The 19015-nt window shown below is 49.4% G+C and carries 17 protein-coding genes and 1 tRNA gene; 12 read left to right on the top strand and 6 right to left on the bottom strand.

Features of this window, described 5'->3' with window-relative positions:
* Nucleotides 1-14: 14 nt before the first annotated feature.
* Both ACN0YH_RS04190 and ACN0YH_RS04185 read right to left on the bottom strand, forming a co-directional pair.
* Entirely contained in the window at nt 15-1163 is a 1149-nt protein-coding gene (locus ACN0YH_RS04190) for a hypothetical protein (RefSeq protein ID WP_417378304.1), read from the bottom strand.
* Nucleotides 1164-1432: 269 nt separating this feature from the next.
* Nucleotides 1433-2827, bottom strand: a complete 1395-nt coding sequence (locus ACN0YH_RS04185) for a sigma-54-dependent transcriptional regulator (protein WP_417378303.1) — start codon at nt 2825-2827, stop codon at nt 1433-1435.
* A gap of 1076 nt (nt 2828-3903) precedes the next feature.
* On the opposite strand from ACN0YH_RS04185, the gene ACN0YH_RS04180 reads away from it, so the two are divergent.
* Genes ACN0YH_RS04180 through ACN0YH_RS04170 form a run of 3 tightly spaced genes read left to right on the top strand, consistent with a single transcriptional unit; the run spans nt 3904 to nt 8225 of the window.
* A complete protein-coding gene (locus ACN0YH_RS04180) occupies nt 3904-4650 on the top strand; it encodes a metallophosphoesterase family protein (protein ID WP_417378302.1) in 747 nt (248 codons plus the stop codon).
* A 2-nt stretch (nt 4651-4652) separates the two neighbouring features.
* Nucleotides 4653-6791, top strand: a complete 2139-nt coding sequence (yidC, locus tag ACN0YH_RS04175; protein ID WP_417378301.1) for a membrane protein insertase YidC — start codon at nt 4653-4655, stop codon at nt 6789-6791.
* 60 nt (nt 6792-6851) lie between these two features.
* A complete protein-coding gene (locus ACN0YH_RS04170; protein ID WP_417378300.1) occupies nt 6852-8225 on the top strand; it encodes a tRNA modification GTPase in 1374 nt (457 codons plus the stop codon).
* A 15-nt stretch (nt 8226-8240) separates the two neighbouring features.
* On the opposite strand, the gene ACN0YH_RS04165 is transcribed toward ACN0YH_RS04170, so the two are convergent.
* Together ACN0YH_RS04165 and ACN0YH_RS04160 are read right to left on the bottom strand one after the other, a co-directional pair.
* Nucleotides 8241-9851, bottom strand: coding sequence for an SLC13 family permease (locus tag ACN0YH_RS04165; RefSeq protein ID WP_417378299.1), 1611 nt, complete (start codon nt 9849-9851; stop codon nt 8241-8243).
* A gap of 81 nt (nt 9852-9932) precedes the next feature.
* Nucleotides 9933-10406 (bottom strand): universal stress protein, encoded by a 474-nt coding sequence (locus ACN0YH_RS04160; protein WP_417378298.1) that lies wholly within the window; start codon nt 10404-10406, stop codon nt 9933-9935.
* Nucleotides 10407-10685: 279 nt separating this feature from the next.
* Here ACN0YH_RS04160 and ACN0YH_RS04155 point away from each other — a divergent pair, with 279 nt between their 5' ends.
* From ACN0YH_RS04155 to ACN0YH_RS04140, 4 genes are all read left to right on the top strand, one after another.
* Complete coding sequence (locus tag ACN0YH_RS04155) at nt 10686-11534, top strand: sugar phosphate isomerase/epimerase family protein (RefSeq protein ID WP_417378297.1); 849 nt, start codon at nt 10686-10688, stop codon at nt 11532-11534.
* Between the two features lie 53 nt (nt 11535-11587).
* A complete protein-coding gene (locus tag ACN0YH_RS04150) occupies nt 11588-12820 on the top strand; it encodes a hypothetical protein (RefSeq protein WP_417378296.1) in 1233 nt (410 codons plus the stop codon).
* A gap of 249 nt (nt 12821-13069) precedes the next feature.
* On the top strand, nt 13070-14431 hold the full coding sequence (locus tag ACN0YH_RS04145) for an HD-GYP domain-containing protein (RefSeq protein ID WP_417378295.1): 1362 nt from the start codon (nt 13070-13072) through the stop codon (nt 14429-14431).
* Nucleotides 14432-14654: 223 nt separating this feature from the next.
* Nucleotides 14655-14727, top strand: a tRNA-Phe gene (locus ACN0YH_RS04140).
* 176 nt (nt 14728-14903) lie between these two features.
* Here ACN0YH_RS04140 and ACN0YH_RS04135 read toward each other — a convergent pair.
* Nucleotides 14904-15185, bottom strand: coding sequence for a hypothetical protein (locus ACN0YH_RS04135; RefSeq protein WP_417378294.1), 282 nt, complete (start codon nt 15183-15185; stop codon nt 14904-14906).
* 230 nt (nt 15186-15415) lie between these two features.
* Here ACN0YH_RS04135 and ACN0YH_RS04130 point away from each other — a divergent pair, with 230 nt between their 5' ends.
* From ACN0YH_RS04130 to ACN0YH_RS04115, 4 genes are all read left to right on the top strand, one after another.
* The gene (locus ACN0YH_RS04130; RefSeq protein WP_417378293.1) at nt 15416-16198 is read left to right on the top strand and encodes an SIMPL domain-containing protein; all 783 of its coding nucleotides are present in this window, start codon (nt 15416-15418) and stop codon (nt 16196-16198) included.
* Nucleotides 16199-16350: 152 nt separating this feature from the next.
* Nucleotides 16351-16599 (top strand): histidine kinase, encoded by a 249-nt coding sequence (locus tag ACN0YH_RS04125; RefSeq protein ID WP_417378292.1) that lies wholly within the window; start codon nt 16351-16353, stop codon nt 16597-16599.
* Complete coding sequence (locus ACN0YH_RS04120; protein ID WP_417378291.1) at nt 16596-17117, top strand: hypothetical protein; 522 nt, start codon at nt 16596-16598, stop codon at nt 17115-17117. The genes ACN0YH_RS04125 and ACN0YH_RS04120 overlap by 4 nt, the downstream gene beginning before the upstream one ends.
* 72 nt (nt 17118-17189) lie before the next feature.
* Nucleotides 17190-17558, top strand: coding sequence for a VOC family protein (locus tag ACN0YH_RS04115; RefSeq protein ID WP_417378290.1), 369 nt, complete (start codon nt 17190-17192; stop codon nt 17556-17558).
* 27 nt (nt 17559-17585) lie between these two features.
* Here ACN0YH_RS04115 and ACN0YH_RS04110 read toward each other — a convergent pair whose 3' ends face one another.
* On the bottom strand, nt 17586-18053 hold the full coding sequence (locus ACN0YH_RS04110; RefSeq protein ID WP_417378925.1) for a DUF4184 family protein: 468 nt from the start codon (nt 18051-18053) through the stop codon (nt 17586-17588).
* Between the two features lie 392 nt (nt 18054-18445).
* On the opposite strand from ACN0YH_RS04110, the gene ACN0YH_RS04105 reads away from it, so the two are divergent.
* Nucleotides 18446-18919, top strand: coding sequence for a hypothetical protein (locus ACN0YH_RS04105; RefSeq protein ID WP_417378289.1), 474 nt, complete (start codon nt 18446-18448; stop codon nt 18917-18919).
* Nucleotides 18920-19015 lie beyond the last annotated feature (96 nt).

The following is a 19015-nucleotide window of genomic DNA, read 5'->3' as shown; positions in this document are numbered from 1 at the left end:
TGAGTACTCTCGAATTAAAACTGCAGCGTCAGGGTAACCGTCGTACGGCTGTCGAGCAGATCTTTTCTGTTTGAGATCGGAAATTCCCAGACACCCGCAACCGACAGGCATGAATTGAGCCGGTAGTTGGCACCGAATGCCGTCGTTACAACATTGTTGCCCGCCACGCTGGATGAACCCAGGTTGATCCAGTCGCCCCCTTCAATATTTAATGGGAGGGCCTGGCCACTCTTGGTGTAAACGATTCCGTTGAGTTCTGCTACTGCCGAAAGCTTGCTGGTAACAGGGTGATCATAGTGGATGCTGTAGTAGATTGATTGTGATTCTTCAGCAGTATCGCCGGGCACATGATAGCCGGAGGATGCGATCAGGTGACCGCTGCCAATCTGCTTACCGATGGAGACATAAGGAGTCCAGACACCATCGCCATTCCCCTGGAAAACACGAGAACTACCGTTAGTTGCTTCGTAGATCAGACCGCCTGACAAGAGGAACTGGTTTTCCACATCCCGGATCAGTACATACTTCAGTCCCAGTCCAATGTCAGACCAGCCTGTCCGGTTGCCGACACCACGTGTCTGCAGCGTGTTATAACCGTCTTTGACGGCAATGATTGAAAGTCGCTCGTTCAAGGCAATTCCCAGTTGAAGTGCATAAACCTGCAGGTCCCCTGCACCGAGTACGGGAGTCTGGGCGTCGATCATCTGATTGATAAAGATACCTCTGACATAAGTCAGAGAACGCGGGTCAATTGACCAGACCGGATTACTGACTGGCATGATGAAGTCATCAAAGCAGCGGTCACTGGGAAATTTATTCAGTAGCGGGATGCGATCACAGAGAGTGCAGGCGTTACCTCCGCATGGCTCACAACTGCAGGCAGGAGCCTGGCAGGTACAGGTCGAGCAGGTGCAACCAGCTCCCGAGGCACATACAGATGTCTGTTGTGCAGGAGCAGAGATGAGCTGGTTCTCATTTTCAGCGAGAGGAGCCAGTTCAGTGGAAGGTTGAACGATGGGTGGCGCCGGCGCCGCATCCAGATCAATGACGCCTTCAGCGAACACTTGCTCCAAGGTTTGAGGTTCAGCCGTTTCCTCGGCGTAAATCGCCGGAAGGCCGGCGTGTAATGTAAACATGGTCAAAAGCAGAAGCCCGAACCTCATGTTTCCCCCCTCGTGGAAATGAGATAGATCAGTGAATTACGACACGTTTGTAGTATTATCAGTCCTTTAGCTCTAAAAAGTTATCGGCAGTCCTCAATAGGAAGAATAGGTATATAAAACGAAGTTTATTTGTTTTGCTGAATTGCATGGAAATGCCGCAGTTAGCGGTTGTTTCTGTTAAACAAAAAAGCACGTCTGTATAGACGTGCTTTTTACTTCGGGTTTAACATGGGGCCGAAACAAGTTCAGCCAGTAATCGAGACAGGGGTTTAATGCATCAACTGCTTTTCGAAATCGATATCGTATTTTTTCATCTTCTTGTACAACGTGGTCCGGTTGATTCCCAGGGCTTTGGATGTATTCTGTCGGTTCCAGCCGTTCGCCTCCAGAGCTTCAATAATGATCTGACGTTCCGGATTAGCCAGCGCCGTTTTCAATGAACCGTTGCTTACGCGGTTTTCCGGCGAGAGTGAGTAAGACTGTTCCTGGCGAATCTGCTCTGGCAGGTCGTGCATACGGATATAGTCACCTTTTGTCAGGACAACGCAGCGTTCTACAACGTTGATCAACTCGCGCACATTTCCCGGCCAGGAATATTTCAGCATGGCCTGCATCGCGGACGCATCAAATCCATTGATCGATTTTCCAATCTGCTCGTTATACTCTTTCAGGTAGTGTTCAATCAGCAGAGGGATATCACTGATTCGTTCCCGTAACGCGGGTTGAGTCAGGGTGATGACATTGATTCGGTAATAGAGGTCCTGTCTGAATTCCCCTTTGGCAACCATTTCTTCCAGGTTCTGGTTCGTCGCGAGAATCAGACGAATGTCCACAGAATGAGTGACATTGTCACCGACAGCTTCGAATTCCCGGTCCTGCAAGACTCGCAGCAGTTTGACCTGCAGGCTGGGAGAAGCAGTCGCAATTTCGTCCAGGAACAGCGTACCGCCATCTGCCTGCAGAAACTTACCGATTTTGTCGTGAGACGCTCCGGTAAACGAACCGGCTTTGTGTCCAAAGAGTTCACTTTCCAGTAATGAATCGGGCAGCGCACCACAGGCCACTTCGACGAAAGGTTGATTGCAGCGGTCGCTTAACTGGTGGATCGCTCGGGCGGTCATGGTTTTTCCAGTACCATTTTCTCCCAGAACGAGGACGGTGGTACGCGTATCTGCCACGCTTTCAATCAGGTCGAACATTTTCTGCATTTTGTAGTCCTGGCCGACAATGTTCGAGAGACCAAACCGTTGGTCAAGTTGTGCCTTGAGCGATTTATTCTCTTCGACCACTTTACGCTGGTCCAGGCAACGCTCGATCGTCAGGCTGAGTTCTTCGTCGATTACCGGTTTGGTCAAATATTCAAACGCACCCAGGCGGATTGCTTCGACCGCGCTTTCTATGGTTCCATAACCAGTGAGCATGATGACTGCTGTATCAGGTGCATTGTCTTTAACCCATTCCAGCAGGTGGAAACCATCCTGATCAGGCAGGTTCACATCACAGACAACAACCTGGAAAGGAAATTCCTTTAAACGCTCAATGGCATCCAGGCAACTGAGAGAGGTTTCGGTCCGATGCCCGAGGCTTCTCAGGTAATCGGCCATCGCTTCCAGAATATATTGATCGTCATCGACTACCAGTAATGAACCAGAGTTTGTCTTCATTGAATTATGTCTCGCCAAAGTGTGCATGTTAGCTGTAATCGTCGTACAACTGTGTTGAGGTAAAATACAGCCAGTCTAGAGCTGCATTTACAATCTGAGTTGAAAATCTGTTTAAGCGCCCGGTAGGAAATCAATCCATGATCTCGACCGTACAAACTGCTGGATAAATCAGACCTCGTTACAGGGGAGGTTCAGATCCAGACTTTCATGTCAGACAAAGTTGTCACCGGATCGGTGATGAAATCACCTGATGATGAAACTGGGAGTCAAACATAATGAAGGGATATTCAAACATAGATCACAGGTTTCAATCAGGCAACATCTGCCAGTGACTCTCTGTTGTTTTCCAGAATCAGTCTTGTAGAAATTATCAGACACTGCGTTCGTGAGTATGGTGTAATGTGCACTATCCGGCTTTGCTAGAATACCGCGCATGAGGATTGAAACGATCATTTCGATTTGAGAGTGCTATCAACAGCGCATTACACCGGCCTGTAATCCACAGAATCCCTGCAGATAGCGGTTTGTGTATAACTGATAGATTCACAGGCAAATTCACGTGTTTACCAGTTTTACCTGCTTTAGATTAAATCAAGGCGGTGTCTGATGAATGCAAAATGCTACGAAAAGGAGTTTTTCCCGGTTTTCATTGTGAAATCCGGGAAATGGCCATGAAGTTCCGTATCAACCAGGCTCTTCTAACTAAGAAATACCGATTGAGAACGAATGATAACTGTAAACACAGCCTTGAGATGGTGCGCTTGTACTGCTACTATTGGGCCTTACGTGGAAAGAATCCAGACTGTCAGTAGGCAGGTCGGGTGGTCGTGGCGTGAACAGTTTCAACATTTGTCTGGTTCTGTAACCATTCCAACTGACTTCAGAGGACACGAATTCAATTCGTAGTTGGTACGGCAATGGTCTGTATTGTCGTGGCGAGTGACCAGTCGATCTTTCCGATATACAGGGTATTAATTTCCTGAAGATAGCCTCTCGTATCAGGCTCCTCAAAAGATAACAGCCGAGGAAGGCCCCCCGTCAGGTGCGGACCCGGTCAAGAAAGTGGGAGTTGTCCGTTGTTAAGAGCGATAATAAGTGATATTCACGGTAATCTCGAAGCGCTGGAAGCTGTTCTGGCAGACATTGACAGCCGTGAGATCAGTGAGATTTATTGCCTGGGCGATATTATCGGCTACGGCCCGAATCCGCGCGAGTGTATCGATCTTGTCAGAAAACGCTGCCAGAAGTCATTACTCGGTAACCATGATCAGGCAGCATTGTTTGACCCGGAAGGTTTCAATGCAGGCGCTGAACGGGCCATCTTCTGGACGCGTCGCATGCTGGAAACAGGCGATGCCTCAAAGAATCAGGATCGCTGGGATTTTCTAGGCGAACTGCCGCGGATGATCCGCGAAGAGAAAATGCTGTTTGTGCATGGTTCTGCACGGAATCCGTTGAACGAATACGTGTTTCCGGAAGACATCTACAATCAACGTAAAATGGAGCGAATTTTTGGTCTGGTCGACCAGTACTGCTTCCAGGGGCATACCCATATTCCCGGAGTTTTCACAGAAAGTATGAATTTTCTTGCTCCGGATGAAATAGATTACGTTTACCCCTTTGGCCAGGAAAAATTTCTGGTGAATGTGGGCTCGGTCGGTCAGCCACGTGATGCAGATAATCGATCTTCTTATGTGATCATTGATGATGAGAAAGTCAGCTTCTGCCGCGTCGAATATGACTTTAATACGACCGCTGAAAAGATTTACGAAATTTCAGATTTAGACAACTTCTTAGGCGACCGCCTGCGGGATGGTCGATAACAATGGAACAAAAACGTCTCTTACTATTCGTCACACTGTCAGCATCAATGTTATTTGTCTGGCAGCTGTTTATCTTCCCCAAAATTGCTCCCCCTCAACCCGCAGCGCAAAACGCAGCAGTCGAGAATGATCTTAAAGATGCTCCGCCTGGTGATGCGCCGCTAGTGGCGAAAAAACCGGATCTCCCCGGGGCAGATAAAGGAGCGGAGGTAAAGCCGGCTCCCCCCAAAGCTGAGCTGCTGAAGAATCCTCGTCGCACAATACTACTGGGATCGCTGGACCCTGATTCGGGCTATTTCCTGCAGACGAAAATTTCGACCCAGGGCGCATCTCTGGTCGAGGCACATTTGAATGATCCCCTGTACCGGGATCTGAATAATCCCAAACAACCGTTAAAAATTCTGGATCAATTTGAAGCCGGCAAAGACTACAAGCGCAGCCTGGACCTGGATGTGGAACAGCTGGATGCGAAGCTGGCCGCTTTAAACACAGACTGTCACTCAGCCGACTGGAAGGTTCTGGAACTGGTAAAGGATCCGGATGATGCCAAAATCGTTCAAGCCGTTCGTCTGAGCCTGATGGCTCCGGATGGCAGTATTGAAGTACAGAAGAAATACGAACTCAAGAAATATCCGGTTCCAGAGGGTAAGGATTCTTCTGAGTTTCGTGAGTTTCGAGACACCGACCAGGCGGGGTACATGGTCCACTTTGATATCAAAGTGATCAACCACAGTCAGGCGCTACAGAAACTGGATTATCAACTGCTGGGGCCGATCGGGATTCCACTGGAAAATGCAGAAAACACACGCAAGTTTCGTGATCTGCGCATCGGCTTTCTGCAGGATGACAAGAGCGTTGATACCAAGATTTTCACTGCGCCTGAAATCATAGAACAGCTCAACGCACAACAGGTGGAGAAGTACAGTCGGGCGTTTCAATTTGCCGGTGTGGATATTCAATACTTCGCTGCCCTCTTGACTCCTGATGGAAAAAACTACGATCCCCAGCTCATTAATGGCGAGATGGAGTCCAACTATTCTGCCAGCATCGAGCCGGTTCTGATCCAGCGTGATTTGAGGCTGGAAACACAGAGCCGGATTACGGTCAAAGTCAATTCCAAAGATCTGGATCTGGCACCGGGTGCTGACATCACACACAGCTATGCGATGTATACCGGACCAAAACGGGAATCCTTGCTGGGGCCGCCACTCAACGCAACCGAAATTATGGACCTGGGTATTTTCGGGCCGGTTGCCAAGCTGATGCTCTGGCTGCTGACCACCCTGCATGGTTTTGGTTTGTCCTATGGGGTTGCCATTATTGGTCTCACGATCCTCGTACGTGGCAGCTTGTATCCCCTGTCTCGAAAACAGGCCGTGGGTGCGCAGAAGATGAAAGAGCTGCAGCCACAGATTGCTGAACTCAAAAAGAAATATGCGGATGATAAAGAGAAACTTGGTCGGGCACAAATGGAGTTGTTCAGTAAGAACAACTACAACCCATTGGCCGGCTGTCTGCCTATCTTTATGCAGTTGCCGATTTTCTTCGGATTATATACGGCGTTAAATAATGCCGTTCAGCTGCGTGGCACCCCCTTCCTGTGGGTCGACAACCTGGCTGCACCCGATGCCTTGTTTCAGCTTCCGTTTGCCATTCCCTTCCTGGGGAACCAGTTCAACCTGCTGCCCATTGTCACTGTGGGGTTGTTTGTGATGCAGCAGAAACTGTTCATGCCACCACCAACCGATAAAGATCAGGAACTGCAGCACAAGATCATGAACTACATGATGATTGGTATGGGATTCATGTTCTATCATGTTCCCGCTGGTCTATGTGTGTACTTCATCGCATCCAGCCTGTGGGGTATCTGTGAGCGAAAGTTATTGGACTACCAGTCCAAACGACGTCCAGCCACGGTTGTGGGAACCGATCCCAACGTGATCGAAGTCGAAGCCAAATCGAAAAAAACTCAGAACAGAAAAAACAAGACTGAGGATAATGAGCCACCCGCCAAAAAAGGTTGGTTTGCCCGTCTCCAGGAAATCGCGGATCAGGCACAGGAGCAGGCCGCATTGAATGAGCGGAAACAGCAGAATTCTAAAGACCGTGGACCGGGGAAAAAGTCTAAAAAACGCCGATAGCCTGATTCTGGAATCAGGGAGCAGACCTGCCTCCCTTAATGTTTCACTACGAGATTCTGTATGAATCTGCAATTTGACGATACCATTGTTGCGTTAGCCTCTGCACCGGGTAGTGCTGCAGCAGGCCTGATTCGAATCAGCGGCACCGATATTCTTCCCTGCCTGCAACACTGTTTTGACTCTGCAGGTCAATGGCAGAATACCCGATTGCCGACACGTTATCCTGGCACTATCAAACTGGCAGGCAGTCGGTCCCGGTTACCGGGGGCGCTCTATTACTGGCCGACTGCTCGTAGTTTCACCGGGCAGCCTCTGGCAGAATTTCATACCATCAGTTCGCCTCCACTGCTGGAGTCAGCCATCGAAAATCTGGCAGCGCACGGTGCCCGGATGGCGCGACCCGGCGAGTTTACGCTGCGTGCATTTCTGGCGGGACGAGTGGACCTGGTTCAGGCAGAGGCCGTGCTGGGAGTGATCGATGCGTACGATCATGAAGAACTGGATCTGGCACTCAGTCAACTGGCAGGAGGCGTCTCCACCAGGATCGGCGCCGCACGGGTGGAACTGCTGGAATTGCTGTCCGAGCTGGAAGCGGGGCTGGATTTTGTGGAAGAAGATATTGAATTTATTGATCGTGAAACGCTGGTCAACCGATTGCATAAGATTCGCGAGTTCTGTGAGCAACTGTATCTTGACTCCTCGGAACGGATGGAATCAACGGGCAGTCTGTCAATCGTACTGGCTGGTCTGCCGAATGCGGGCAAGAGCACTCTGTATAACGCGCTGGTCGGAGACAAACAGGCGGCGCTTGTATCCGACGTGGAAGGGACCACCCGTGATTATCTGGTGACCTCCCTCAACTGGAGTGGACAGCCGGTTCAACTGATCGATACCGCGGGACTGGAAGCGGGCGTGCATGAAATTTCAGTCTCGGCCCAACAGTTTCGCCAGCAGAAGATGGCACAGGCAGACCTGGTCATCTGGTGCACCGCTGCTGACTTGCGTCCCGAATTAAGAAGTGTTGATCAGTCGCAGCGCGCGCAACTTGCGGAATCACAGAATGTAATCACCGTACTGACGAAAAGCGATCTCTCCCCTGCTCTGAATGAAGACCATATATATGATGTGGCGTTGAGCGTGGCGGAAGAAACAGGACTGGATGATCTCAAGAATGCGGTACTCTCACGGTTGAATGAATCCCGACGAGGCAGTCGCCAGTTGATCGGTTCAACGGCCTCCCGCTGTCGGGATAGTCTGCGTCAGGCGGGACTGGCATTGCAGGCGGCTGAAGAAGCAGCGCAGTTACAGGTGGGTGAAGAACTGGTCGCCATCGAGATTCGCGAAGCCCTGCAGCATCTGGGGCAGATCGTCGGTCAGGTTTATACGGATGATATTCTGGATCGCATCTTCAGCAAATTCTGCATCGGCAAATAATCAATTGCTTCAGGGTTAATCCTGATGAACCCATTCGGGAACGGTGCCAAACTCGATCCCCAGTTGGGGCACAAAATAGAACCACATGAATGCGGTCAGCAGAAAGACCCCTATCAGGTTGAGGATGATACCGTATTTGAGCATGTCCGACATTTTGATTTTTCCCGACGCGAACACAATGGCATTGGGAGGCGTGGCAATCGGCATTGTGAAAGCGCAACTCGCTGAAATCGCAGCGGGAATCATGATCAGTCGCGGGTCGATGCCAAGACTGACTGCCGTTGCCGCCATAATGGGCAGTACCGTATTCACGGTGGCAATATTGGATGTGAATTCGGTCAGAAATGTCAGCATCAGGCATGCGGCAAATATGAGTGCCCAGGGAGGCCAGCCTGCGATGAATTGTGAAAATACCTGTCCAACCCAGTCGGAAAGTTCGGTGCTGCTAAACGCACTGGCGATCGCGAATCCGCCCCCAATCAGCAGCAGCACTCCCCAGGGAAGCCGTTCTGCAGTCTCCCAGTCCATCAGGTATTGGGTTTCCCCCTGCTCCGATCTCTGAGCCGGGATCGCAAACATAAGTAAGGCCATTCCCATTGCCACTGTGGAGTCGTGTACCCAGCCTGATGCGGAATCTACGGAAACACCCCACTTGGTCAGGAAATGAATTGGCAGTGTTTCCCAGCCAGACAGCAGAACGAAATCTTCTCCAAAAGTGAGTGGTTTCCGAGTAATCCATAACACGGCTGTGATAACAAAAACCAGCAACATCAGGATTTCCGGTCGGGTCGGCTTTCCCAGTTTTCTGACATGATCGTTGATAATCGCCTTGGATGATTCTTTTGAACTCGCCAACTTTGGCATATTCCAGCAGAGTACAATCCAGGTCAACAGCAGAAAGGTAATCCCAAACGGGACGACCATGATCATCCATTCCCCGGCTGACAATTGAGGGCCAGCAGGGAACTGGGAAGTCCAGATCGACTGAAACGCGATATTCGTTGGCGTTCCGATGAGTGTTGTCACTCCGCCAATACTTGCGGAATAAGCAATGCCCAGCAGCAAGGCGACGGAGAAGTGACGAATCGCTTTTGAGGAGTCTTCCTCGGATTCAAACATGGCCAACTCGGAAATTGAACCGATAATCGCCATGCCGATTGGCAGCATCAGTAGTGTGGATGCGGTATTGCTGATCCACATCGAAAGAAAAGCGGTTGCAAATAAGAAGCCGAGCACGACACGACGTGGACTACTGCCGATAACACGAATCGTATTTAACGCGATACGCCGATGCACACCCCATTTTTCAATTCCCAGCGCAATGATGAATCCCCCCATATACAGGAAGATGTTTTCATTAATATAGGACTGACTGACTGTTTTCGGATCCTGAATGCCGAAAATGGGAAACGCGACCAGGGGAATCAGGCTGGTCGCGGCGATGGGAATGGCTTGTGTCATCCAAAGAATCGCCATCAAGGCAGTCACCGCGGCCAGACGTTGCGCTGAAGATGTCATGTCTGCAGGCGTAGGCAGATTCAGTATGATCACAAATGCGATCAGGCTGAACAGCTTCCCATAGAATGGAATGCGGCTTTCTGCCGAATGTGATGAGTCGCCAATCACGAATAGAATTATCCCGTTTTATCGCCTACCCCATTGGTAGAGAGCTGAGTCAGAGATCAGGATGCAGACAGATGCGAATGGTTATTCATCTTCAGATATCGGATGAATAAACTGGTGACCTTTGGGGCGAACTGTCAAAACCGGGCAGGATGCCTTGCGAACTACTTTCTCTGCGACACTGCCCAGCAGCAGATGCGCGGTGAAAGAACGGCCGTGTGTGCCCACTACAATGAGATCGATCTCTTCCCGCTTGGAGTATTTCAGGATATCAACGAATGGATTTCCGTGTATCCAGTGAGTTGAGATTTCCAGCCCTGCTTTGTCCTCATCCAGGATCCAGTTATCCAGTCGAGTTTTGGCGAAGTTTTCAAAGTCTTCTTTGGGGGGCAGTGCATAGCTTTCAAACATAGGCATATAGACCACAGGGTCTTCAATGACGTGCAGCAGATGCAACTGGGCACCGAACTTTTTCGCAAGTTCCACTGCATATTGAGTCGCAGCCTGAGAGGTCTCACTGAAGTCTGTTGGAATCAGGATTTTTTTGATGTCGATCATGAGCGTTTCCCTTATGTTTTCCGAGCTGGCATTCTTTGCGTGCTTTGCAAGAAGAGTTCATTATAAGAGGTGTTTGTCTGGAAACAATAGCCGGGGAAACCGCAATCACGGATTCGTGCAACTGTTTCTTTAATTTGTAAAGAAATCAGAGTCCTCGTTTGTGAATCTGCTGGTATCTCCTTATGATGAAAGTGCCTCTGCCCGACCGACGGGGTGGTTACGTCATTGAAAAATGGAACAACAAAAGAATCATAAACGTTCAAATTGTGGAGTCAGAAAATGGAAAAATGGCCTATTGGTGTATTCGCTTCGGTTGATGCAGGATTAGGAGTGCATTTTGACGTGGTTCAGGAATTGGGAATTCCCACCATTCAGATCCATGCACCTCACAAACAGACGAGAACCCCCGAGGTGGCTCAGGAATTCCTGGAACGCTGCAATGCCGCCGGGATCAAGCTGACCTGCGTCTTTGGCGGATTCGATGGCGAAAGCTATGCCGATATCCCCACCACAAAACAGACGGTTGGACTCGTTCCCGCAGAAACACGGGCCGCCCGTGTTGAGGAAATGAAAGAGATCTCCGATTTTACCAGATTACTCGGATGCGATACCGTCGCGCTGCATATTGGCTTTGTCCCAGAAGATCGTGAGTCAGAAGATTATAAAGAGCTGGTCAAGGTCACACAGGGTCTGCTGGATCATGTGAAAGTGAATGGACAGAACCTGAATCTGGAAACGGGACAGGAATCAGCAGACCACCTGCTCGATTTTATCAGTGATGTAGGTCGAGATAATCTGAAGATCAATTTCGACCCGGCTAACATGATCCTGTATGGAACAGGTGATCCAATCGCTGCCCTGAAACGAGTTGGACATCTGGTGGGCAGTGTCCATTGTAAAGATGCGACCTGGGCAGCCGAGGGCAAACGCGGAATTGACTGGGGAGCGGAAGTACCTCTTGGAGAAGGCGATGTCGGCATGGGAACCTACCTGCGGACTCTGGATGACATTGGATATACCGGGCCGCTGACAATTGAACGAGAAATCCCCGAAGATCGCGAACAGCAGAAAGCAGATATTGGTAAAGCTGTTTCGTTGTTAACAGAACTGAAAGAGCAACTCAGCTAATCTGAGGAGACAGCACTTTGAATTCAGCAAAGTGAACGTTGCGGAGACCGTTTGTGAATACACTGATTAAAGATGTGACTTGTGCCGGATGTTATTGCGCATGCGATGATATTCAGGTGACGAGTGACGGTCAGCAGATTCAGGAAGTTCAAACCACCTGCTCTCAGGGGCGGGGCTGGTTTGAACGCGCAGCGACTACAGATCAACTGACTCCACAGATTCATGGAATGCCTGTTTCTCAAAACGAGGCCATCGGACGGGCTGTCGAACTGATTCAACAGGCACAGGCACCACTTGTCACCGGTTTATCTCAGTCCTCTACCGATGCCCAGCGCGCTGCTGTTGCCTTGGCAGATCAAATCGGAGCCACCATTGATACTGGTGCATCGGCGGTGACGAGAGCTCTGCAACAGGTGGGAGAGGCTACCTGCACTCTCGGCGAAGTGCGCAGCCGGGCTGATCTGATTATTTACTGGGGAGCTGCAGATCTCCTGTCCAATACGCATCACAGACAGAGCCTGGTTGCAAATTCCCCGGATATCCCTCGTAAAATCATCGTGATGGGGGAAGAATGCTCGCGCGAAGCTGAGTTGGCAGATGAGTATGTCAAAATCGAACCACAACGGGAGATCGAAGTCATCTGGCAACTGCGTGCGCTAATGCAAGGTACGGACCTTGCCGGAAAAGAAGCAGTGGGGATTACGGAGTCGAAACTGAAATCATTGGTTTCACAACTAACACGAAGTAAGTACATCGTTTTTTTTACCGGGCCGGAATTTAAACAGGGCCCCTTGGCGCATCGTAAACTGGAGGCGCTTTCGCTGCTGATCAAAGAAATTCAGAGCGAACGTCGCTGTCATGCTCTCACCGTACCCGATGCCAACGAGACCAAGGGGGCAGAGCATGTTCTGGCCTGGCAGACCGGGTACGCGGCTGCTGTTAATTTTTCCACCGGATTTCCCCGCTATTCACCCGGCGAGTATCTCGCCAGCCGCTTGCTGGAGCAGTCGGAAGTGGATTTGTGCATTCTAGCGGGAGGGAACCCACTGGCAGGATTATCAGAGCAGGCAATCAAGTGTCTGGATGATCTCCCTGCGATCCAGATCGGTCCCGCTTTGATTCAGGACTTTCAGCCTGAGGTATTCCTTCCAACAGGTATCACCGGGATCCATTTTCCCGGTTCGATGTACCGCTACGATGGAACGCCACTCCCCTTGCGTGGCTTTCTGCCCACTGTTCAAAATAGTGAAGCAGAAGTGCTGAAACAGCTCAGTAAAACACGCTAGTTTCTTAGATACTATTCTGCGTCAGAGAAACCCCTCCTTTAGATATTACCTGATCGGTATATTGGAAGTAACCGGCACATTCCGTATCAGAATTTTGTATCGCAAATCCCTCCTCAACGATGTTTTCGTGTTTTTCAAACTAGGCTTACAGTGAGTAATATCTTTACAAGAGATTAAGTGTTCTATTGATAATCCGCTGTTTTGAATCGGCAATTGTGTTAGTTCCGATCGCCTCATCAGGTTGTGAAAATGACTACAGAAATAAAAGAACAAACAGATCTGTCCGATGAATCTCAGATCGATCTTCAGGATACCGTATCCATACGCGTCGAAGATCTGATCGTGGGTCGTAGAATTAATCATCCGATCTATGATCAGAACGGCGTGTTGCTGCTGGCTGCTGATTCAGTGGTAAATTCACGGTTCAAGCAGTTATTGCGTGAGCGGAAAATGCCTCAGGTTGAGATTCACAGTGACGATGCCGCCTCTGTCAGCCTGGGAGGACTGGCTGCAGATTCCATGCTGGAGGAAGGAAACCAGGGAATCTTTTCAACGGAATTGACCCAGAAACTGGACCGGTTAATTGAATCGGGTTCAATGTTCGTCGCCAACACTGGGCCGGCAGTCCGGGATTCAATGGTGATGCATGGATGTAAGGGGTACGATGCCGCTCACCGCGAAAAGTTATTTGAACAGCAGCAGCAATTTGGTGAGTCCCTGGATGGAATGATGCGTGGTGCCCTCACTGGTAAACCTCCCAGTGGAGCAGAAATTACCGGGATGGCGGCCAGCTATCTGACACAGCTGACTTCTGATGCAGACAGTGTGATCTCGGCCGCGGCCGAAGCTGGTAAAGACGAATCACTCTCGCAGCATTGTCTGCAGATGTCATTACTGGGAATGGCCATTGGCACCGAACTCAATCTTGATGAGAACAATGTTCGCAACATTGGTTTATGTGGTCTGGTCCATGACTGGGGGATGGTTCGAGTTCAGGAGAAAATCGGCAAAGGACGTCGCCAACTGAGTCCCCTGGAGCGTATGGAGATGCAGAAACATCCGATTTTCTCACTGGAAATGCTGGAAAATGTCGCAGGAATTCCCAGTATTGTGCCGGTCGTCTGTTACCAGGTGCACGAGCAGCCTAATGGTCTGGGTTATCCACGACAGCGATCAAATAAAATGATTCACATGTTTGCCCGCATTCTGAATGTCGCGCATTCCTATGTTTCTCTTACGAGCTCAAGGGAAGACCGCCCTGCCCTGATGCCTTATGCGGCTATGGAATATCTGTTGCGACTGACAAATGATAAAACGATTGACCAGGCCCCCATGCGAGCGCTGTTGAATTTACTCTCACTGTTCCCCGTTGGTAGTTTTGTGATTCTCACCGATAGAAGTGCCGCCCGTGTCATTCGCCGAAATAAAGACTTTTATACCAGCCCGATTGTTCAAGTGATTCAGACTTCCGATGGAAAAAAAGTAGATCCCATGAATCCGGACAGTATTATCGATCTGAATGAAAGTGACTTGGAAATCGATCAGGCCTTGCCCACCCCCGGAAAAGATGAGATCGATTTGTCATCAGATGTGTTTGATGGTCAGATCTAAGCGGTTTTGATCGTTATAACAGACAGATTCCGCACAGCTTAAACAGTGGATTTACCAGTATTTGCAGCAGAACAGAGCAGGAAACAGGAAAACTCATGAATCCTGACGAGGAAGTGGTGGTTTTGCTTGAAACTCAGAGGGGAATGGCTTATATTTCCATCTCGCTTCCATTAAGCAATGATTGCATAGGGGGTTAACGCCTTATCTCTCATACGGAAACGAAGGGCATGTAGCTCAGTTGGTAGAGCACAGGACTGAAAATCCTGGTGTCGGCGGTTCGATCCCGCCCGTGCCCACTTTTAACTCATAAAACTATGTCAGGCGGGAATATCAGTTGATGTTCCCGCCTGTCTCTTTTAAAGGGGTTTTCTTTTTGCGTAGACCCATATTCCCTGGGAATTCCCGCGGAACGCCTTTGCTTCAGGTCGCATCTGCCGTTCCGTATCCCTAATAGTCAACGATTCAAAATCGTTTAGGGTATGTAGTCTTCAATCTCGTCACCATAATCAGGATCATCTGGGACAATTTCGATAAAGTGGGGACGTCGTGTCAGTGCCGCTGATCGTATCCCGTTTCGACCAGGCCTGGGAATCAACTGATAATCGATGACTCTACCAGAGTGATCGGTATGGGCGTCAGCATAGCCGTACTGGTAGCAGTGCTGTTTCCAGTGCCTCAATTCCTGACTGGATAGTGTAGATTGGATCGCCTGAATAATAATCACGGCGATGAATGCAACGGTGGTGACTTTCATTAGAAATTCCCCTATTGCGTGCCCGCTCTGCTTAAAGTAACAACATCAGTGCGGTGATTCCAGACGAATTTCATTTTACCTGTAATATCCTGTTTTCTGTGCTATTCCTTTGGCCAGATATTGAGTCATCCACTTTATCTGATTGACAGTCAGGGATGGTTGAGTATTCTGCATAATGATTGAGGTTTCCAGGACGTGTATTCTGAGTTATAGCCAGGGGGAAAATTGTTATGAGAATTTGGTTAGCTGTCTTAATTCTGTTAAGTTGTTCAATCGTGGAAGCTGCTGAGCAACCATCGATTACCGTATCGGCGAAGAGCGAGATTCAAGTGGTACCCGATGAAGTTGTTCTCTATCTGTCAGCCCATACGCGTGACAAACATCTTTCAATTGCCAAACGCGATAATGACGAGATCACCACAGCCGTAATGCAGGTGTTTCCCCGCTATATGATTCCGGCTGAGGATGTAAAACTCACTGATCTGAAAGTCGATCCGGATTACGGCCAGTATGATAATCGATCAGAAACCCCTCTCGCTTATGAATTTGTCCGTTCGATCCGAGTGCGTTTGACCAACTTCAAATACATCGAACCATTGATATCAGATGTCATTGAAGCGGGCTTGAATGATGTAAGCCGTTTACATTTTCGCGTGAGTAATCAGCGGAAGTATCAGTTCGAAGCACGCAAACTGGCGATGACCTATGCCCGCGAAAAGGCAGTCCATCTGACCGAATTAACGAATATGAAACTGGGATCCCCCTTGCGAATCGAAGAGGGCATTGAATCAAACTGGAACGCCGTCGGGTTTGGTGGCGCAATGGTCAAAATGGAGCAGTTGCAACCTCAGCCCGATCAGAAACCTGCTCAGCCGGTTGAACCAAAGTTAATGCTGGTCAAGCTGCAGAAAGAAAAAGGAAAGAATAAAAAAACGCTCCAGATTCTCTCGTCACCCGGTCAAATTACGATTTCTGCAGAGGTGACGGTGGAGTTCGCAATGTCACCTGAGTAACAGTGGCCATTCCGGAAAACCGAGATCCATTCAACAGATTGACAGTCCGGTATTGTCTGCTACTATCAGGTGTACTCAAGGTCCCAACTGCTGAATTTCAAAGTAGTGCCCTGCTCTGCTTTGTGAATTCAATAAACTCAGAAAGGTTTCCCATGATCAGTACCGCTGAAATCAGTATGTATCCGTTTCTGGAAAATTATAAGGAACTGATCAAAGCCTTTATTGCCAAATTGAGCTATTACCCGGATCTACAGGTGATTCCGGGACCGACTTCGACAGTGGTGATCGGCGAGTACGAGCAGCTGATGTCGTGTCTGACCGAAATGTTTCGCTGGAGTCACGAAGAACATGGCAAAGCGGTCTTCGTTGTCAAAATCATGCCCGGGTATGAACCCTCATGATTCGCGATGCGCAGCCGATGCGAGTCTTATCCCTGATACTTTTATTACTTTTGATGGGGTGCACTTCTGACCGGCCACCGCTGGAGCCATCGGGTGCCAAACTGCCGAAAGAAGCAGCGGCTGTATTACAGGAAGCACCTGAGTGGGAACTGTTTTCACTCGATCCCGGTATAGAAGAGAATCTCGATAACACAAGCAGATTTCATGGCTGGAAGATTCTGGGGTCCACACAGATCACTGATGTAACGACCAGGGAAAATCTGCTGCAGTCACTTGAAGCCAGTATAGCGGCCAATCCGGGTATGGCTGCTCTCTGTTTTGCACCACGTCATGGCATTCGGGTCAAATATAAAGAACAGCAACATGATTTCGTGATCTGCTTTGAATGTTACCGGGCAATCAGGTACTCGGACAACGAACAACGAGAGGGATTCAACCCGACCGATGCACCGGTTGCTGCATTCAATCGCGTATTGACTGAAGCGAAGGTCCCTCTGCCTGAGCCACCTGCTTCTTAATTTGTGAACATGTTTCGCTGATGCATTAACACAGTTCAAACATCATTAAATTATCGAATAGGTGGGGCAATCATGGAACAACTGGAAACCATCGAACTGAAAGCCTTTGTGCCTGCGAAAGACTTTGCACTTTCCCAGCGTTTCTACCAAGATCTCGGCTTTCAGATCCCCTGGACGTCGGAGGAACTGGCCTATCTCCATTTTGGGGACTGCACATTTCTGTTACAGAATTTCTATGAAAAATCGCTGGCGGAAAATTTCATGATGCACCTCTCAGCCAAAAGTGTGGGTCCCTGGTGGGAACACGTGCAGAAACAAAAGATCGCAGAGAAGTACAACGTGAAAGTGACCGAACCGGAGCAGCGCCCCTGGAAAATGCGGGATTTCATTCTGATCGATCCATCAGGCGTCTTGTGGCGGATTTCTGAAAATACCGATTGAGTCTGACGCGAAACTGATGATTTCCACTTACGATTCTCGCAGCAGCAACCAGAGAAGGAGCGAGAACAGGCCGAGCAGCCCCAGCCCGATATGCAGGGCCGAAACACTGACGATGCCTGCCAGTGTATTGCCGGTAACGAATGGCCAGAACGGATGCATGTCGTCATGCATCAGACTGTCGAGAAAAACATGAGAGACTCCCCCAAGGAATCCCGCCAGCAGCGACTGATTGAGCAGCCGGGTCTTTGGTGTCTGCTCCAATCGTGCTTTCCAGCGTGAACCCGCGGGTATCAGTCGGGCGACGATCAGTACAATGCACCACATGATCAGGCCAGCACTGAGCCCGGCCATGCTGCCGCCCAGATAAGTATGCAGGTATCGATGGAGCGGCGGTTCATCCCTGCTCAGATAATACAACACTTCCACGTCGATCAGGACGTTCGCGGCCATGAAGGACGTTAGCCAGAACGAACGAGGTCCAAAGACTTTGGTCAGCAGTCCGGGGCTGAAATGAAAAGGGGTGAGTGGAATGGGTTGTTCTCCTTGAGCAAAACGATGCGCTGTGGATCATAGCCTGATGTAACAGTGAATGTCTATTTTAACTGGGAAGCACACCGTCATTGCAGATCTCAACAAATGCTTGATTTCAAATATCGGGGACTTATGATGGCTTGTAATCTATTATTTTAAGTTAGGACTCTCATGATCGCTGCTTTTTTACGATCCAGTTATTTCGGCTGCATCAGTCTGCTGATCTTGTTTCCCGTTCTGAATATCGGACTGTTGTTCTTTCTGGCATTCGCGGAGTGGCCGGCTCTGCAAGAGAGATCAAATCAGGATACCGCTTAATTGTTACACTGTTCACGGTTACTGTCTGATTTGGAAGCATGATGGTTGTATTAAACGCCCTTTTTCTGCTTGTGTTATTCATGGGGACATTTGCCGTGATCGCGGCAATTGTGTTTGGGGGCTTGTACCTGGCAGGAGTTCGACACAAACGGCGATGGCTGATCGGCTCATTTGCCATGTATTGCCTTTGTCTGGTCATGTTTCATTTTATACTGTCACGTCCTGTGGCTGTTTTTGAACGCACTTTCGGCTTTGATCCGGCTGCAGAGGTCATGGAACTGGAGTCATCGGTCTGGATTTTGGGGGATGGAGGCAAAATTACCATTGCTTTTATAGGCGATCGCGAAACTGTTGACCGGATATTGCAACGCGGTCTGCAGAGACAAGCGGATGTGGGGAGGTCCGAGCACTATCGGCGCCTTTTTTCCATGTCCTTTGGGTGGGAGTCGGAAGATCTCTATTTCAATCCAGAGACGGGCCGCGTGAGATATTACTGGAGTGGTATTGATTAGCGAAGCATTCGAGTTTCCTACTTCAAGATCGATGACTGCATAGAGCAAACTGATTCACGAGTGGGGGGAATCCTGTCATTGAACTGCAAAATTGTG

It is taken from the genome of Gimesia sp. (assembly GCF_048262075.1).
Taxonomy (GTDB): Bacteria; Planctomycetota; Planctomycetia; order Planctomycetales; family Planctomycetaceae; genus Gimesia.
This window is presented reverse-complemented; position numbering and strand designations above follow the sequence as displayed.

Coding starts and splice junctions, on each gene's coding strand:
- ACN0YH_RS04190 (WP_417378304.1), bottom strand. CDS start 1,163: ATGAGGTTCGGGCTTCTGCTTTTGACCATGTTTACATTACACGCCGGC.
- ACN0YH_RS04185 (WP_417378303.1), bottom strand. CDS start 2,827: ATGAAGACAAACTCTGGTTCATTACTGGTAGTCGATGACGATCAATAT.
- yidC (WP_417378301.1), top strand. CDS start 4,653: ATGGAACAAAAACGTCTCTTACTATTCGTCACACTGTCAGCATCAATG.
- ACN0YH_RS04170 (WP_417378300.1), top strand. CDS start 6,852: ATGAATCTGCAATTTGACGATACCATTGTTGCGTTAGCCTCTGCACCG.
- ACN0YH_RS04160 (WP_417378298.1), bottom strand. CDS start 10,406: ATGATCGACATCAAAAAAATCCTGATTCCAACAGACTTCAGTGAGACC.
- ACN0YH_RS04155 (WP_417378297.1), top strand. CDS start 10,686: ATGGAAAAATGGCCTATTGGTGTATTCGCTTCGGTTGATGCAGGATTA.
- ACN0YH_RS04145 (WP_417378295.1), top strand. CDS start 13,070: ATGACTACAGAAATAAAAGAACAAACAGATCTGTCCGATGAATCTCAG.
- ACN0YH_RS04135 (WP_417378294.1), bottom strand. CDS start 15,185: ATGAAAGTCACCACCGTTGCATTCATCGCCGTGATTATTATTCAGGCG.
- ACN0YH_RS04130 (WP_417378293.1), top strand. CDS start 15,416: ATGAGAATTTGGTTAGCTGTCTTAATTCTGTTAAGTTGTTCAATCGTG.
- ACN0YH_RS04125 (WP_417378292.1), top strand. CDS start 16,351: ATGATCAGTACCGCTGAAATCAGTATGTATCCGTTTCTGGAAAATTAT.
- ACN0YH_RS04120 (WP_417378291.1), top strand. CDS start 16,596: ATGATTCGCGATGCGCAGCCGATGCGAGTCTTATCCCTGATACTTTTA.
- ACN0YH_RS04115 (WP_417378290.1), top strand. CDS start 17,190: ATGGAACAACTGGAAACCATCGAACTGAAAGCCTTTGTGCCTGCGAAA.
- ACN0YH_RS04105 (WP_417378289.1), top strand. CDS start 18,446: ATGATGGTTGTATTAAACGCCCTTTTTCTGCTTGTGTTATTCATGGGG.